Annotated in this window: 20 protein-coding genes; 15 read left to right on the forward strand and 5 right to left on the reverse strand. The window is 60.4% G+C overall.

All coding sequences use genetic code 11. The annotated features are described in order from the left end of the window. Positions 1 to 28 precede the first annotated feature (28 nt). From FDP25_RS08395 to FDP25_RS08420, 6 genes are all read left to right on the forward strand, one after another. On the forward strand, positions 29 to 391 hold the full coding sequence (locus FDP25_RS08395) for a rod-binding protein (RefSeq protein ID WP_154150739.1): 363 nt from the start codon (positions 29 to 31) through the stop codon (positions 389 to 391). After that, complete coding sequence (locus tag FDP25_RS08400; RefSeq protein WP_154150741.1) at positions 378 to 737, forward strand: flagellar export chaperone FlgN; 360 nt, start codon at positions 378 to 380, stop codon at positions 735 to 737. Before FDP25_RS08395 ends, FDP25_RS08400 begins: the two co-directional genes overlap by 14 nt. A 215-nt stretch (positions 738 to 952) precedes the next feature. Then, positions 953 to 1,783, forward strand: coding sequence for a flagellin N-terminal helical domain-containing protein (locus tag FDP25_RS08405; protein WP_154150743.1), 831 nt, complete (start codon positions 953 to 955; stop codon positions 1,781 to 1,783). Positions 1,784 to 1,857: 74 nt separating this feature from the next. Next, positions 1,858 to 2,235, forward strand: coding sequence for a flagellar biosynthesis regulator FlaF (gene flaF / locus FDP25_RS08410; RefSeq protein ID WP_343031994.1), 378 nt, complete (start codon positions 1,858 to 1,860; stop codon positions 2,233 to 2,235). After that, the gene (flbT, locus tag FDP25_RS08415; protein ID WP_154150745.1) at positions 2,232 to 2,636 is read left to right on the forward strand and encodes a flagellar biosynthesis repressor FlbT; all 405 of its coding nucleotides are present in this window, start codon (positions 2,232 to 2,234) and stop codon (positions 2,634 to 2,636) included. Before flaF ends, flbT begins: the two co-directional genes overlap by 4 nt. Continuing rightward, a complete protein-coding gene (locus FDP25_RS08420) occupies positions 2,633 to 3,439 on the forward strand; it encodes a DUF1217 domain-containing protein (protein WP_154150747.1) in 807 nt (268 codons plus the stop codon). Before flbT ends, FDP25_RS08420 begins: the two co-directional genes overlap by 4 nt. A 2-nt stretch (positions 3,440 to 3,441) precedes the next feature. On the opposite strand, the gene FDP25_RS08425 is transcribed toward FDP25_RS08420, so the two are convergent. Next, positions 3,442 to 4,842, reverse strand: a complete 1,401-nt coding sequence (locus tag FDP25_RS08425; RefSeq protein WP_154150749.1) for a FliI/YscN family ATPase — start codon at positions 4,840 to 4,842, stop codon at positions 3,442 to 3,444. Between the two features lie 86 nt (positions 4,843 to 4,928). On the opposite strand from FDP25_RS08425, the gene FDP25_RS08430 reads away from it, so the two are divergent. The 9 genes from FDP25_RS08430 to FDP25_RS08470 are packed head-to-tail and all read left to right on the forward strand — an operon-like array spanning position 4,929 to position 9,517. Next, positions 4,929 to 5,318 carry a FlgB family protein gene (locus FDP25_RS08430; RefSeq protein ID WP_154150750.1) on the forward strand — a complete coding sequence of 130 codons (390 nt, stop codon included), beginning with the start codon at positions 4,929 to 4,931 and terminating at the stop codon, positions 5,316 to 5,318. An 11-nt stretch (positions 5,319 to 5,329) separates the two neighbouring features. After that, positions 5,330 to 5,722, forward strand: a complete 393-nt coding sequence (gene flgC / locus FDP25_RS08435; protein ID WP_154150752.1) for a flagellar basal body rod protein FlgC — start codon at positions 5,330 to 5,332, stop codon at positions 5,720 to 5,722. A gap of 12 nt (positions 5,723 to 5,734) precedes the next feature. Continuing rightward, a complete protein-coding gene (gene fliE / locus FDP25_RS08440; protein ID WP_154150754.1) occupies positions 5,735 to 6,025 on the forward strand; it encodes a flagellar hook-basal body complex protein FliE in 291 nt (96 codons plus the stop codon). Positions 6,026 to 6,027: 2 nt separating this feature from the next. Then, positions 6,028 to 6,297: a flagellar biosynthetic protein FliQ gene (locus tag FDP25_RS08445; RefSeq protein ID WP_154150756.1), complete on the forward strand. Its 270-nt coding sequence runs from the start codon at positions 6,028 to 6,030 to the stop codon at positions 6,295 to 6,297. Position 6,298: 1 nt separating this feature from the next. Next, entirely contained in the window at positions 6,299 to 7,012 is a 714-nt protein-coding gene (locus tag FDP25_RS08450; protein WP_154150758.1) for a flagellar hook-basal body complex protein, read from the forward strand. Between the two features lie 15 nt (positions 7,013 to 7,027). Next, positions 7,028 to 7,813 carry a flagellar basal-body rod protein FlgG gene (flgG, locus tag FDP25_RS08455; protein ID WP_154150760.1) on the forward strand — a complete coding sequence of 262 codons (786 nt, stop codon included), beginning with the start codon at positions 7,028 to 7,030 and terminating at the stop codon, positions 7,811 to 7,813. Then, the gene (flgA, locus tag FDP25_RS08460) at positions 7,813 to 8,229 is read left to right on the forward strand and encodes a flagellar basal body P-ring formation chaperone FlgA (RefSeq protein WP_154150762.1); all 417 of its coding nucleotides are present in this window, start codon (positions 7,813 to 7,815) and stop codon (positions 8,227 to 8,229) included. The genes flgG and flgA overlap by 1 nt, the downstream gene beginning before the upstream one ends. Before the next feature lie 9 nt (positions 8,230 to 8,238). Then, entirely contained in the window at positions 8,239 to 8,976 is a 738-nt protein-coding gene (flgH, locus tag FDP25_RS08465) for a flagellar basal body L-ring protein FlgH (RefSeq protein WP_154150764.1), read from the forward strand. 10 nt (positions 8,977 to 8,986) lie between these two features. Continuing rightward, positions 8,987 to 9,517: a flagellar basal body-associated FliL family protein gene (locus FDP25_RS08470; RefSeq protein WP_154150766.1), complete on the forward strand. Its 531-nt coding sequence runs from the start codon at positions 8,987 to 8,989 to the stop codon at positions 9,515 to 9,517. A gap of 53 nt (positions 9,518 to 9,570) precedes the next feature. On the opposite strand, the gene FDP25_RS08475 is transcribed toward FDP25_RS08470, so the two are convergent. The 4 genes from FDP25_RS08475 to flhA are packed head-to-tail and all read right to left on the reverse strand — an operon-like array spanning position 9,571 to position 13,939. Next, positions 9,571 to 9,999, reverse strand: a complete 429-nt coding sequence (locus FDP25_RS08475) for a hypothetical protein (protein WP_154150768.1) — start codon at positions 9,997 to 9,999, stop codon at positions 9,571 to 9,573. Continuing rightward, entirely contained in the window at positions 9,996 to 11,081 is a 1,086-nt protein-coding gene (locus FDP25_RS08480) for an EscU/YscU/HrcU family type III secretion system export apparatus switch protein (protein WP_154150770.1), read from the reverse strand. The genes FDP25_RS08475 and FDP25_RS08480 overlap by 4 nt, the downstream gene beginning before the upstream one ends. Then, the gene (locus FDP25_RS08485) at positions 11,082 to 11,855 is read right to left on the reverse strand and encodes a flagellar biosynthetic protein FliR (RefSeq protein ID WP_154150772.1); all 774 of its coding nucleotides are present in this window, start codon (positions 11,853 to 11,855) and stop codon (positions 11,082 to 11,084) included. After that, positions 11,852 to 13,939: a flagellar biosynthesis protein FlhA gene (gene flhA, locus FDP25_RS08490; RefSeq protein WP_154150774.1), complete on the reverse strand. Its 2,088-nt coding sequence runs from the start codon at positions 13,937 to 13,939 to the stop codon at positions 11,852 to 11,854. Before flhA ends, FDP25_RS08485 begins: the two co-directional genes overlap by 4 nt. Between the last annotated feature and the right edge of the window lie 186 nt (positions 13,940 to 14,125).

Raw genomic sequence — 14,125 nt, forward strand, 5'->3', positions numbered from 1 at the left:
GGGATTTCTTCCTCAGGTGGCGCAGAGAATGACAGGCATCGGTTACTGGTTCTTTACCGTATTGCGATCAAATGACCGGGTCTTATGCACAATTCGAGGTAAAACAGTGACTGATTTTTTATCGATTCCCCCGAAAGCCCCGCCTTTGAACGCGGATGTATCCGCCGCGCGCAAGGCCGCGCAGAAACTTGAAGCAAGCTTTCTTGCCGAAATGTTGAAAGGCGCCGGGTTCGGCGTGCAGAGGAATGGGTTTTCCGGCGGGGTCGGGGAAGATCAGTTCGCTTCGTTCCACCGGCAGGCCGTGGCCGACGAGATCGCCAAGGCCGGTGGGCTGGGATTGGCAGAACATTTTTTCAACGCAATGATGGAGTCCCGAAATGAACCACAATGATGCACAAGACCTGATCAACCGGCTGGACGAGCTTTTGGAGCAAGAGCGCACGGCGCTTCTGGACGGTGATCTTGAAACCATCGGCACGCTTCTGGATGCCAAAGAGCGGTTGATCGATGCACTCAACACCCTATCCCAAGACGAACGCCCCGAGATGGGCGCCGTGGAGGCGAAGGTTATACGCAATCAGGCGCTTTTGGATGGCGCGCTTCAGGGGATACGGCATGTGGCCGCGCGTATGGCGGCCCTGCGCCGCGTCCGCCGCAGCCTTGAAACCTATGATGCCAAGGGCACCAAGACCACCATCGAGGGGGAGACGGACTATAGCGTTGAGAAGCGGGCCTGAGCGATTTGAGTCAAATACCGAGCAGACCGCAGATACACTTTAGGATTCCGTTAGCACCAGAAAGCCCATGCTGTGCCTGCATCCGAAACGGTTGGCGCGGCACGGGGCAGATGCCCACCTGCTGCAAATGTCAGAACGACTGTTTGACCCGACCTCAGGTTGAGGCGGGATTGTGAAACATGGCGCAAAAGCGCCAAAGGTTAAAGGAATATGCTATGTCGAGCATTCTGACGAACAACAGCGCGATGGTGGCGCTACAAACCCTGAAATCGGTCAATTCCAACCTTGCCAAGACTCAGGACATGGTATCGACCGGCAAGGAAATTTCCGGCGCAAAGGACAATTCGGCCATCTGGGCCATTTCCAAGGTGATGGAATCGGATGTCAGCGGCTTCAATGCGGTGTCCGAGTCGCTTTCGCTGGGCGAGTCCACAGTTGCGGTGGCTGTTGCCGGTGCCGAGCAGATCACGGACTTGCTCAATCAGATCAAGGAAAAGGTGGTGGCCGCCACCGGCGAGAACGTGGACCACACCAAGATCGGTGCGGATGTCACGGAACTGACCAACCAGGTGAACTCGATCATCTCGGCCTCGCAGTTCAACGGTGCGAACCTGCTGAACAGTGCTGGCAACGCCGGTATTACCGTCTTGTCGTCGCTTGACCGCGATGCCGCGGGCGCGGTGACTGCCGCGAATATCACGGTGGCCTCGGTCGACTTCGAAGCCAATCTCGATCTGAGCGATATCGACGTGTCGAGCGCCACTGCCGCCGATGGTTCGATCTCGAATATCGAGACACATATCCAGACCGCCGTCGACGGTGCGGCGGCTCTGGGGGCTTCGGCCAAGCGCATCTCGGACCAGAACGTGTTTGTCGGCAAGGTCATGGATGCGATGAAGTCGGGCATCGGGTCGCTGGTCGATGCGGATATGGAGGAGGCTTCGGCACGACTGCAAGCGCTTCAGGTGCAACAGCAGCTTGCGACGCAGTCACTCTCGATCGCCAACCAGGCCCCGCAAGCCATTTTGTCGCTGTTCAGAGGCTAACAGCCCACGGGGCGTCCCCTTCGGGGCGCCCCATTTCGCCCTGACCTGACAGACAAAACCCGGAAGGACACGACGTGAACGCGACCCTCTTGGCACAAAACGCCTATCGGCAAGACGCGCAGGCTGTCCGCACCCATCGCGGTGTGGAATATGACGCCATCGCACGGATCACACATGCACTCAAAACCGCCGCCCGACACGGCTCCACTGGCTTCCCCGAACTAGCCGCTGCCATTCATGATAATCGGCGCCTCTGGACCATCCTCGCAACAGATGCGGCCGATGCGGGCAATCAACTTCCAGATACCTTGCGCGCGCGCATCATTTACCTGGCCGAATTCACCCGCCTGCACAGCAGCAAGGTCCTGAACGAAAAAGCCAGCCCAGCGCCCTTGATCGAAGTGAACACCGCGATCCTCAAGGGGCTGCGCGATGGGGGGCAAGAGAAATGACCGGCCTTGTCCTGAAACTGAGCCCGAAAGAGCGCGTCCTGATCAACGGGGCGGTGATCGAGAATGGCGACAGGCGCTCGCGCTTGTCGATCGTGACGCCGGAAGCCAACATCCTGCGGCTGCGCGATGCCATCCACCCCGAAGAAGCCACGACGCCGGTGCGGAGGGTCTGTTATGCGGTGCAGCTTGTCCTGTCTGGCGATACCGCACCGGACGAAGCGCGCCTGCAACTGCTGCGCAGGATCGAGGAGTTGAGCCGCGTGTTCACCGACCCCGACAGCCATACCTACCTGTCCCGCGCGACCGAGGCGGTGTTGCATGATCAATATTACCAGTGCCTGAAAGCGCTGCGCGGTCTACTCCCACGCGAGGATCGCCTTATGGCGCATACGATGCAATGAGCTTTCAACCCATCATACCCATGTCAGGGCTTGGCGGGTGGGCCTTCCTGAATGCCACCCGGGAAAATCAGACAGCGACGTTCGAGCAATCGCCGACAATACGCCGTGACACGGACTATTTCGAAGCCAAGATCAGCGAGATAGACAGCGCCGAAGCACTGGTTTCGGATCGGCGCCTTCTGCGGGTTGCGCTGGGTGCCTTCGGATTACAGGAAGATCTGGATAATCGGTTTTTGATCCGGCGCGTTCTGGAGGGCGGCGTTCAAGCCGAGGATTCGCTTGCCAACAAACTGGCCGACGACCGGTACAAGATGATGGCCGCGACCTTCGGGTTCGGCGATGGCGGCCCCCCTTCGACTCAGCGCGAGGGCTTTGGGGCCGAGATCACCGCGAAATTTCGGGAAATCTCATTTGAAGTGGCCGTCGGCGATCAGGATGAGAGTCTTCGGCTGGCCATGAACGCCGAGCGAGAATTGAGTGAAATGGCACAGGAGCGGCCAGAAAGCGATGATGCCCTCTGGTTCCGGATCATGGGGACACCCCCCTTGCGCAAGGTTTTCGAGGTCGCTTTGGGCTTGCCGGAGAGTTTTGCACAACTTGATCTGGACAGGCAGCTTGAGGTTTTCAAGGACCGTAGCGACAGCCAGCTTGGTATTGCCCGCCTATCTGATCTTGCCGACTCAGATGTGCTGGACGGCTTGGTCGAAAGGTATCTCTTGCGTGACCAGGTGGCGCAGATGCAGGCCCAAAGCCCACAAGCCATAGCCCTGACCCTGTTGCAACAGCTGCCACAACGGATCTGACATTATCGACCCCGTTGGTTCACCCTGTTTGCCTTTGTCATCTGTCCCGGCCCTGTCTGCTCGTTGCGGGCGTGGCCACGTCCACCCACCCCACGGCGCAGAATAAGGCCAAGACGGGCGAAGCTGTCAGCCGTCGTATGAGGCTCTGTTTCAGCCAAAAAGGCGTCCAACTCCGGCCATGTGCGTACTGCTGTATCCAGATCCGGGTCATTCCCTTCTGTATAAAGACCGGCGCGTATCATGGTTTCAGACGCCGCATAGGCCCCAAGACGCGCCCGGGCCTGCGATATCAGGTCGTTCTCCGCGTCACTCGCTGCATCCGGCAAGCTGCGCGAGACAGAGCGCAGAAGGTCAACCGCCGGATAGCGGCCCCGCTCGGCAATCGCGCGATCAAGAACCACATGCCCATCAAGCACCCCGCGCAAGATGTCGGCAACAGGTTCATCCATATCCGAACCGGCCACCAGAACGCTGAAGAGGGCGGTAATATCGCCAGCCGACCCTGCGCCCGGCCCGGCGCGTTCGCAAAGCGACATGATCATATGAGAGGTCGAGGCCGGGTATCCACGTAATGCGGGCAGTTCCCCCGAAACGGTGGCCACTTCGCGGTGGGCCTCGGCAAAGCGGGTGATGGAATCAGCGAGGAACAAAACCTGATGGCCCAGATCGCGAAAGTACTCGGCCACGGCCATCGCCGCCCATGCGCACCGTCGCCGGATCAGCGGCGACATATCCGACGTGGCCGCAACGATGATCGCGCGGCGCATACCCTCGGGGCCAAGCACCTTTTCGACGAATTCCCGCAGCTCCCGGCCCCGTTCGCCAATCAGCGCGAAGACCACAACATCGGCCTGCATGTTCTTGCCCAAGTGCCCTAGCAAGCTGGATTTGCCCACGCCAGAGCCGGCAAAAAGGCCAAGCCGCTGCCCACGCACAATCGGCAAAACCGTGTTGAAGGCTGCCATGCCGGTTTCCAACCGCGCGCCCAATGCACGCCGTTCCGCCGGGGCCGGGGGATGGGCGCGCAAGGCATAGGGCACCTGCCCCGACGCCAAGGGCATCCCATCAAGCGGATTGCCGAGGGGGTCGACCACCCGGCCAATCCAACCCGGTGCAGGCGAAATCGTGGCGGCATCGAGCAAAAGCGCCGAATCGCCCAGCGCCACGCCCACCGGCACCTCATCTGGCAAGACAACGGTACGCCCTTCCTCCAGTTGCACCACCTCGCCGAAAAGCGGGCCTGCCACGCGGTCGATCCGCACACGATCGCCAAGCCGCGCCTCCCCCGAAAGGCCAGACAAACAAAGGCTATGGCCCTGCACGGCGCTGACCCGGCCAAGCGGGCGGTCGGCCTTGAGGCGGGCAATCTGGGGGGTCGGGGGTGTCAGGGTGTCTTGGATCATCGGCAACTCCAAAAGTTTTTCCGCAAACCCTTTCTAAAGGAATCACGGTTAAGCCTTGATTGAAGCCAATCGAGGGAGAAGCCCCGATGTTTGAAAACCTGGACATCTTTCGCATGTCGTCTGCCATGGCCCGCCACGCGGGGACTCGTCAGGCGCTGATCGCGCAGAACATGGCCAATGCCGATACGCCCGGCTATGCCGCGCGGGATTTGAAGCCGTTTCAGGCTTATTTAGAGACTGATACAGGTGATTTTCACCCAAGGGCCACACGCGCGGCGCATTTGCATGGCGCGGGCGTCAACCGACCCTATTCCCCCGCGATCCGGCCCGGCGCCGAGGCCGATCCGAACGGCAATTCCGTCTCTCTCGAAACCGAAATGGTCAACGCCGTGGAGGTCAAGCGGCAGCATGATCGCGCGCTGGCCATCTACAAGCATTCACTGACGGTGCTGCGTAGCGCCGTAAGCACCCGATAGGAGGCCTCGGAATGAGCGAATTTGCCAAATCGTTGGATGTCACGGCCAGCGGATTGAAAGCCCAGGCGCAGCGTCTGCGCCACCTGTCCGAGAATATCGCCAATGCCGATACGCCCGGATACCGGCGCAAGACCATTTCCTTCCGCACCGAGTTCACCGCGGGTGAAGGCACGGGGCGGGTGGAAACCGGGCGCGTGCAACTGGACCGCAGCGACCTGACACAAGTTTATGACCCAACGCATCCAATGGCCGATGAGACCGGACACTACGATGGATCGAACGTGAACTTGGTGATTGAAATCGCTGACGCGCGCGAGGCGCAGCGCAGCTATGAGGCGAACCTCAAAATGTTCGAGCAGGCACGGCAAATGTCGTCGGGCCTGATGGACCTGCTTCGCAGATAAAGGAGATCCAGAATGGATATCAAACCTCTCTCCGCTGTTCAGAAATATGCAGCCGCCCGCCCCGCGACCGAGGCAAAGCCCGGCGCGGGCGGGCCCGGGGAGGCGCTTGGCGATGTCGCACGCGATTTCGCCGCCACCCTGCGGGAAAGCGAAGCCACCGCAAAGGCGGCGATGACCGGCGAAGCCGATCCGCATGCCCTTGTGCAAGCCTTGGCGCAAACCGAACTGGCCGTGGAAACCGCGGTGACGGTGCGCAACAAGGTGGTCGAGGCCTATCAGGAAATCCTGAGAATGCCGGTCTGATCATGCTGAATCAGGTGATTTTCTTCGATTCCATGCGTCAGGGCCTTTGGGTGGCGGTGACCATCTCGTTCCCGATCCTGACGGTGGCCTTGCTGGCCGGGGTCACGGTGGGCCTGTTTCAGGCGCTGACCTCGATCCAGGAACTGACCCTGACCTTCGTGCCGAAACTGGCGGCGATCGTCGCGGTGTTCTGGCTGACCATGGGGTTCATGACGCAAACACTGGTCGGATTTTTCCAAGACCGGCTGATCCCGCTGATCATCGGAGGGTAAGATGGAAAACACAGGTTACACGACCCTGACACGGCAGGCCGGCCTTCTGCGCGAAATGCAGGTCGTGGCCAACAATATCGCCAATACCGCCACCACCGGATACCGGCAAGAAGGGTTGATTTTCGCCGAACATGTGACGCGCACGAAGGATGGCCCTTCACTTTCCATGGCCACGGCCAATGTACGCAACACCTCGATGATGCAGGGGGCATTGACCTCAACGGGTGGGAACCTTGATTTCGCCATCGAGGGTCCGGGGTTTTTCCAGATCGAAACGCCTCAGGGTGAGCGCCTGACCCGGGCGGGGAACTTCGCCCTCTCGGCGGCGGGCGAGATGGTGACAAACGATGGCTTTCGCGTGCTGGATGCGGGCGGGGCGCCGGTTTTCGTGCCGCCCGATGCCAACAACGTTGCGGTATCGCGCGACGGTACGCTGAGCGCGGATGGGCGCCCTTTGGGACAGTTGGGCCTTGTGCAGCCTATCGAGGCGCATGACCTTATCCGCGAAGATGGCGTGATGTTTCGAACACAAGGCGAAACAGAGCCTGTTTTGGACACCCGGATCGTTCAGGGGTTCCTTGAAAGCGCCAATGTCGACCCCATCGGACAGATCGCACGCATGGTCGAAATTCAACGGGCCTACGAGATGGGGCAAAGTTTTCTGGACGCCGAGAACGAGCGTATCCGCACGGCCCTCAAGGCCTTCACAAGTTAACCGCAGGAGAATGATATGCGCGCCCTCAAGATAGCGGCAACGGGCATGGCCGCCCAGCAGATGCGAGTTGAGACGATTTCCAACAACCTCGCCAATATGTCGACCACCGGCTACAATACCCGGCGGGCAGAATTCGCCGATCTGCACTATCAGCAAATGGCCCGGCCCGGCACCGTCAATGCCACCGATGGCACGGTCCTGCCCACCGGCGTTCAGCTTGGCCTTGGCGTGCGTCCGGCCGCGATTTCGGTAAACCTGTCTCAAGGGTCATTATCGGCCACGGGCGGGGATCTGGACGTGGCAATCGAAGGCAACGGGTATCTTGAGGTTACCCTGCCCTCGGGCCAATCGGCCTATACCCGCGACGGGGCGCTGAAACGCTCGGCCGACGGGCTGATCGTGACGTCGGATGGCTACCCGGTCCAGCCAGAGATCACCATTCCCGATGACGCGCGCAGCCTGTCGATCAATCCCGCGGGTGAGGTCTATGCCTATTTTCAGGATACATCCGAGGCGCAGCTGATCGGGCAATTGAACATGGCCGGGTTCACCAACGCCAAGGGGTTGGAGGCCATGGGTAGCAACCTGTTCCTTGAAACCGAGGCTTCGGGTGCGGCGCTTGTCTCAACCCCCGGGCAGGATGGTCTGGGCACTCTGCGGCAGGGATACCTTGAAGACAGTTCGGTCGATCCCGTCCGCGAGGTGACCGAGCTGATCGAAGCACAGCGGGGGTATGAGCTTAATTCCAAGGTTATCTCGGCGGCCGACCAGATGCTTGGCGCGACCACGCAGGTACGCTGATGATCCGGTTCACCATCCTTTTCCTGACCCTCACGGCGCCCGCCATGGCCGATACGGTGCTGGCGGCGCGCACGATCCGTGCGCAAACCATCATCGGGCCGGGCGATGTGGTGGTGAAATCCGTCGAGGTCCCCGGGGCGGCAACCAGCCCCGACAGCGTGATCGGGATGGAGGCGCGGGTTTCACTTTACGCAGGGCGGCCCATCCGGCGCGGCGATGTCGGACAACCGGCGCTGGTTGATCGCAACCAGATCGTACCGTTGATCTTCGAGAGGGATGGCTTGCGGATCACCACAGAGGGCCGATCACTTGGACGGGCCGGGGCCGGTGAGCCCGTGCGAGTGATGAACCTGTCTTCGCGAAATACCGTCTCGGGGCGGGTGCTCCCGGACGGGCGTATCATGGTCTCACAATAAGGAAAAACCATGCTTTTTAGCCGAAATAGTCTCTGTTTTTATGCCTTGATTGCTCTTGCGGGCTGTGGTGGTCGGCTGGATCATTTCGGCAAACCGCCCAGCTTCACGCCAACCGATACCACATCCGAGCATGTCGCCATGTTGCAGCCGGGCCTGCCCCTGCGTGCCGAGCCCGAACGGCCGGTTGACGAAGCCTCGCTTTGGAGCGGTAGCCGCCAATCCCTGTTCGGCGATCGGCGGGCCATGCAGCGGGGCGATATCCTGACGGTTGTCATCGAGATCGACGAGGAGGCCGCGATCGAGAATTCCACCTCGCGCTCGCGTAATGCCTCGCAAAACATGGGCGTGCCACAGCTTCTGGGCCTGCCGCAACGGATTGACGAACGCCTGCCAGAAGGTGCCAACATGGCGGATGCCGTATCGTTGAACTCTTCAGGCCAGTCAGGCGGTGACGGATCGGTCAGTCGGCGCGAGGAACTGACCCTGCGGATCGCGGCCACGGTAACACAGGTCCTGCCTAACGGGGTGCTGGCCATCGAAGGCACTCAGGAGGTGCGCGTGAACTTTGAACTGCGCGAACTTCTGGTCACTGGCTATGTCCGGCCCGGCGACATCTCGCGACAGAACGAGATCACCTATGACAAGATCGCCTCGGCCCGGATTTCCTATGGCGGACGCGGCCAGATCACCGATGTGCAGCAGCCCCGCTATGGGCAGCAGGCTTTGGATATGCTTTTGCCATTCTGAGGGGAAACAGATGCTCAAGAAACTCTTGCCTGTCCTTTTGGTACTGATTGGCCTTGGGGGCGGCATCGGGGCCGGGCTTGCCTTGCGGCCTGAACATATAGCAGACGACACTGTGCATGCGGAAGTACCCGAAACAGCAGACGCGCATGACACGACCGAAGACGCCAAAGACGACCACGCCGAGGCCTCGCACGAGGCAGACGGCCACGGCGGCGCGGCCTTTGACTATGTCAAGCTGAACAATCAATTTGTGGTACCCGTGGTTCATGAAGAATTGGTCGAGTCGTTGGTGGTCATGTCGCTGAGCATCGAGGTCGAGGCAGGCCTGTCCGATACCGTCTATGAACGGGAGCCGAAGCTGCGCGACGGGTTTCTCCAGGTGCTTTTCGATCATGCCAATATGGGTGGCTTCGAAGGGGAGTTTACCAATTCCAACAACATGGATGTGCTTCGCGGGGCCTTGACCGAGGTTGCGCAAGACATTCTTGGCAAGGGCGTGACCAGCATTCTCATCACGGATCTCGCAAGGCAGGATGTGTAGAGACTGGCAATACCTGCTGCACACCATTGATTGGCCGCAGCAGGCTCCATCCATCACGGCCCAGATGCCGTGATGGATCGCGCAAGGGCCTGAATCTCTTCAAGCTGCGCCTTGTCCCGTTTGCTCGCCAAGGCCGCAACGTATTGTTTTTGCATCATGGTCACCGCCTCCGCCCGGCCAAAGGCCAGTCTCACATGGGCCATTTTGTTGGCCTTCCGGGCAAGCACCCGCGCCAACCGAACCTGCAGCTCACTCCGGCTTTGTGCCGCCCAGTTGCGCCAAGCCATGTCCCCTCCCAATCGCCGCAGGTCGGTTAGCTCCGATGTGGGAAGTGTCGCATTTTTATGGGTCCTTTCATCCAGATCGGCCAATGATCGACGCAACCGGCGCTCATCGACCAGAATAGGCTCTAATTCGGCCTGTATTGCCCTGAATTGTGCCTCGGTCAGAGCCGCTAAGGTATTGAGGTCAGCGCCACTCATCCAAATGCCCTTGCCTTGCGGCGCATGGCATCCGCAAAACGGATCGCGGCCGCCACAGCGCGGTATTGAGACGTATCGATTTCCTGCCCGATCTCTGTCATCGCGTGGATGGCGCGGGCCGTCGGCGGATCGCGCCGCACGGGCACACCGTTTTCAATGGCCAGATCACGGATGGCCAGCGCCACGTGATCCGAGCCTTTCGCAACACAAACCGGCGCCGCCCCCGCTGCGCGGCTCCATTGCAGGGCCACGGCATAATGCGTCGGGTTCATGATCACGACATCGGCCTTGGGCACATCCGCCATCATCTTGTTCGATGCGATCTCGGTCGCACGCTGGCGGCGTTCCTGCTTCATATGCGGGTCGCCCTCATTCTGTTTGTGCTCTTCCTTGACTTCACGATGCGACATACGGTTGCGGCGCAGGTGATCGTGGTGCTGAAAGACAAGGTCGACCACACCGATGACCAACGCGATCACCATCACAACCGACATGAACTCGATCATCATTCGGGAAAGCAACGCACCGACAACCTGCGGCTCGGCATGAAGGGTGCCGACCACGTCAGGTAAACGATGGGTCAGATACAATCCCAGAACCACCGAGTAACAGAGCAGCTTCACAAAGCTCTTGGCAAACTCGAACAACCCCGAAGGCCCGTATTTCTGCTTGGCATTCTGGATCGGATTGATGCGCGAGGCTTTGGGCGTCACCTTGCTGGGGGCAACGACGAAGCTCCGCTGCGCCAGGATGGACAAAAGCGCCATACCCGCGGGCACCAGAAACCACGCCAGCAAGGCAAGGGCCACGGTACCGATCACCCCGCCCATGAGCGGCGTGGCCGGGCCATCGAAAATCACCGGCGCAAGCCGCGCGGATTGCCCGATCAATACCATCAACCCCTCGCTCACCGTCTGGATCGAGGCCGCCCCGGCCACCAACCCGGTCAGCAGGAACCCGGCATAGGCCGCGGCTGTGGTCAGGTCGGCCGACCGGGCCACCTCACCCTTTTTACGCGCCTCGTCCAGCTTGTGCTGTGTCGGCTCGTGGGACTTATCGGAATCGTCGTCTTGCCCGGCCATTCATCCCCCACCGAATGGATTGACAAGAAAGCTATCCAGTGCCGCGGCCCAAATCGTCAGGATCGTCGGCGCCAGTAAAAACAAGAACAAAAGACCCAAGCCGGTAATCACCGGGGCCCCGACAAAAACCACCATCAGTTGCGGCATGGCGCGGTTGATGATGCCCAGAGTCAGGTTGTAAAGCACCGAGACAATCACGAAAGGTGCGGCCAGCGTAAAGGCCAGGGCAAAGGCCCCGGCCACCTGCCGCATCCCCCATTGCCCGACCGATGCCGCCTCGGGCAAGAGACCCACCGGAAAAATTCCATAGGTCAGAACCATCATTTCAATGGCCCTCACATGCAAACCAAGGATCATTGCCAAGGCCGTTCCCCCGATAACCAACACATGGCCGATCGCAGGCAAAGGCGTTACGCCAGCGCTACCCAGAATATGCGCCAAGGAGGTGGATTGGCCGGCAATCGAACCGGTCGTTTGCAATGCCATGACGAAAAGCCGGATTCCCAATCCGATCATCAGGCCAATTGCGCTTTCGCTGAGCACCAGCCACAGAAGGTTCCCCGGCGTGGCCTCGGGCCGCGAAACAATGGGGGCGACGGCGGGGGCCAATACAACGGTGACCATCAGCGCCAAAACCAGCTTGATCCGCACCGGCACCGTACGTTCGCCGATCCCCGGGAAAAGAGCGACAACGGGACCGGCCCGCAAGAACACCGCGACATGCAGCCAAACCACCCCCCGGGTCAGGTCGATCACCTCGGCCATTTGGTTCATGCCGCCACCATCCCCACGAGGCTGGGGCGCGCATCCAGGCCGATTTCCTCGAACGACAGGACGGGCGTGTTGATCCGCTTGGCCGAGAGCGCCGTCTTGAGGAACCGCCGCCGCGCGGTCGAGGTAACGATGGCAGGCGCAATCCCCTTTTGGCCGGCCCTGTTGACCTCCTCGGCAACGCCGCTGGTCAAACTGTTGAACAGCTCCGGTGGCAGGGCCACATCCAATCGCCCTCGCTCGCCATCCACCTGATAGGTCGAAAAGGTATCTTCCCACTCCGGCGCCAATTGGATGAGCGGCAGGCTTCCGTCCGGCTGCTGCAACCCGGCCACCAGTTGAAACCCAAGGCGCTGCCGAACGTGTTCGCAAATCGCCTCTGGCGTGGAATGAACCTGCCGAGCCTCGGCCGTGGCTTCAAGGATGAGCGGCAGGTTACGGATCGAAACCTGCTCCGCCAGAAGAAGCCGCAACACCGCATGGAGCAAATCCGAAGGAACACGATCGGGGATGATCTCCTCCAGCAATTTACGGTTGGCCTCGGCCCGGGCGGGATCGGACAGGTTCACCATTTCATCCAGCAGGCGGCGCATGGACTTCATGGTCAGCAACCGGCTCAGGTTGCCGCGGATCACCTCCAGAAGGTGAGTGGCCAGAATCTCGGCAGGGGCAACGATGGTAGCCCCCGAAAGCGCCAGGTCGTCTTGTTCATTGGCGTCGATCCAGCGTGCCGGCGCCCCGTAAACAGGCTCTGATACAGCCTCACCCATGGGTAGATCGGCCAAGTTATCCGGGTCCAACACCAGAACCTGATCAGGTCGGAGAGTGTCATGGGCCTGCTCCACCCCCTGAACGCGGATTACGTAACTTCCGGGGCGCAGGCCCGGCTCATCGGTCAGGCGGACCTCGGGCAGGATGACACCGAAATGTGTCGCCACGTGCTTGCGGATATTCTCGATCCGGGTATCAAGGCCGGTGCCCGGATCAAGCACCATGTTAACCAAATCCGGTGCAAACTCGACATGGATATCGTCCAGTTCCAGGATGTCCCCCAGTGAGCGCTCGACAGGCACGGGGCCTTCGTCATTCGGCATCTCATCCGCGGTCAACGGCGTTTCCTTTGCACGATGCAGCCAAAATGCAACGGCGCCAAGGCCAAGCCCCCCCACCATGAAGGGTCCGAAAGGAAGGCCCGGGACCAAGGCAAAAAGCACCATCAAAAGCGCCACGGTCGCCACGGCGACGGGATGTTTGCCAAGCTGCGCCCCCAACGCCAGATCGGTCGCCCCCTTGGCCCCGCCACGAGCCAGCAACAGCGCCGAGGCTATGGAAATCACCACCGCCGGTATCTGCGTCACCAGTCCATCGCCCACCGTCAGGATCGCGTAGGTTTCGAAGGCTGTGCCGATGGCCATGCCATGCACCACCGTCCCCATGATCAGCCCCATCACAAGGTTCAAAAGCGTGATCAAAAGCCCCGCCACCGCATCGCCTTTGACGAATTTCGACGCCCCGTCGAGCGACCCGAAAAAGGTGGTCTCTTGCTGTTCTCTCTCGCGCCGCTCGCGCGCCTCGTTATGGTCTATGGCCCCTGCGGACATGTCGCTATCGATGGCCAATTGTTTGCCCGGCATCCCATCAAGGGCAAACCGCGCGCCCACCTCGGCCATGCGCGCGGCCCCCTTGGTGATCACCATGAAGTTCACGATCAGCAACACCCCGAACACCACGAGGCCCAGGAAAATGCTGCCCCCCATGACGAAATTGGCAAAGCCCTGAATCACATCGCCCGCCGCACCGGTGCCGGTATGCCCCTGCCCGATTATCAGCTTGGTCGACGACACATTGAGCGACAATCGCAACATGAGCGAGGCCAGAAGGATCGTCGGGAAGGATGAGAAATCCAATGGTTTCTCGATGAACAGGGTCACCGTGAAAATCAGGATCGCGAGCGCGAAAGAGGTGGCAAGGCCCACATCCAGAACCACCGCCGGCATCGGCAGGATCATCATCACGATCACCGCCATCAAGGCCAGAGCCAAAAGAACCGTTGGCTGGAACAATGCCCGGATCGAAAAATTTTCCATGGCTTACACGGCCGCTTTCCAAAATTTCCGGTTCAAGGTCATCCTGCCTCTATATGTTTTTGCGAGTTCGCTGCGCGGTAATCGAGCACGCGATACGCTTTCCTTCATGGACGTTCTGCGCCATCTCAGGACTATCGGAAGAGGGTTGATTTTCTGTAACCAGCTGCCGGAAAACCTGGTCTGCCC

The sequence above is a fragment of the Roseovarius bejariae genome (genome assembly GCF_009669325.1).
Classification (GTDB): Bacteria; Pseudomonadota; Alphaproteobacteria; order Rhodobacterales; family Rhodobacteraceae; genus Roseovarius; species Roseovarius bejariae.